The sequence below is a fragment of the Cupriavidus sp. 01L45 genome, assembly GCF_056399885.1.
Map to the genome: position 1 here is coordinate 1 of NZ_JBFTSG010000150.1, position 1,604 is coordinate 1,604.

Here is a 1,604-nt window from a genome sequence, read left to right on the forward strand (position 1 = left end):
GTAGGTCGCCGCCCCGCAGGGGTGGTGAAACTGCCTTTGACTTTAAGCCTTTAAGGCTTTAAGGCTTTAAGCCGTTGAAGTTAAGCAGTCAAACCCCCAAAACCCCTCATACCGGCCAAAGCGGCCCCTCATCCATCAAAGCCACCTGCTCCCGCAACTCCAGAATCCTATCCTGCCAATACCGCGCACTCCCAAACCACGGAAACGCCGCCGGAAAAGCAGGATCCCGCCACCGGCTCGCCAGCCAAGCGCTGTAATGCAGTAACCGCAGCGTCCGCAACGCCTCAACCAGATAAAGCTCCCGCGGCTGAAACTCCGCGAAATCCTCATACCCGGCCAGGATATCCGCCATCTGCCCCTGCATGGCGGCACGATCGCCCTCCAGCAGCATCCACAGATCCTGCACCGCCGGCCCCATGCGGCTGTCGTCGAAGTCGACGAAATGCGGCCCGGGCGGGCGCGAGCCAGCCCGGGACGCTTCGATCCACAACACATTGCCGCGATGGCAATCGCCATGCAGGCGCAGCAGCGACACATCGCCGGCGCGCTCATAGCAGCGGCGCGCCCCCTCGATGGCCAGATCGGCGACGGCCTGCCAGGCCGGGCGCAGTTCCGCCGGAATGCAGTCCTGCGCCAGCAGCCAGTCGCGCGGGGCCACGCCAAAGCTCTCCACGTCGATCGTGGGTCGCGCCTGGTAAGGGCGCGTGGCGCCGACCGCATGGATGCGGCCGATAAAGCGCCCGAGCCAGGTCAGCGTATCGGCCCGGTCCAGTTCCGGCTCGCGCCCGCCACAGCGGGGAAACACCGCAAAGCGAAAGCCGCCATGCGCCAGCAGCGTGGTGCCGTCGCGCGCGATGGCCGGCACCGCCGGAATCTCCGCCTCGGCCAGTTGCTGCACGAAGGCATGCTCTTCCAGGATGGCGGCGTCGCTCCAGCGGCCAGGCCGGTAGAACTTGACCACCACCGGCGCGCCGCCCTCGATCCCGACCTGGCAGACCCGGTTCTCGTAACTRTTGAGCGCCAGCAGGCGGCCGTCGGGTTCGAAACCGGCGGCCTCCATGGCGTCGAGCATCAGGTCCGGCGTGAGGGTGGCATACGGGACGCCACCGTCATCGCCGGGAACCGGAAGGTCATGACCTGGACTGGACATTGCGCGCGGCCGCCTCGCTGTGGATCAGCGCGTGGGCTTGGCGCGCTGGCCGCCCAGCAACGCGGCTTGCGGCGCCGGACGGCGGCCGCGCGGGGCGGCATCCTGTCCGGTGCGCGGCTGCGCTGCGTGGCTGTTGCCATTGGCGCCGCCGCCGGCGCGATTGCCGTTGGCGTCGCTACCGCGGCTGCGGTTGCCGTTGCCGTTGCCGGCGGCGCGGTTGCCATCGACATCACCATTGCGATTGCCGTTGCCGGCGGCGCGGTTGCCGTTCACCTGGCCATTGCGCGGGTTGCCTTGCCCGGCAGCGGCCGGACGGCCGCTGCCCTGGCCAGCGCGCTGGCCCTGGGCCTGCGGCGCGCGGCGTTCGCCGTCGGCAGGTGCCGGGCCACGGCCTTGCGGGGCGCGGGCCGGACGCTGCTGGCGCTCGCCGGCTTCCGCCGCCGGTGCCCGGCCG

Annotated in this window: 1 protein-coding gene and 1 pseudogene; both read right to left on the bottom strand. The window is 69.7% G+C overall.

Going from position 1 to position 1,604, the window contains the following annotated elements; translation table 11 throughout:
• Window positions 1-106 precede the first annotated feature (106 nt).
• Window positions 107-1,150, bottom strand: coding sequence for a serine/threonine protein kinase (locus AC1DT6_RS40450; protein ID WP_477103292.1), 1,044 nt, complete (start codon window positions 1,148-1,150; stop codon window positions 107-109).
• A 24-nt stretch (window positions 1,151-1,174) separates the two neighbouring features.
• Window positions 1,175-1,604: pseudogene (locus tag AC1DT6_RS40455) on the bottom strand (DEAD/DEAH box helicase); the annotation flags it as partial.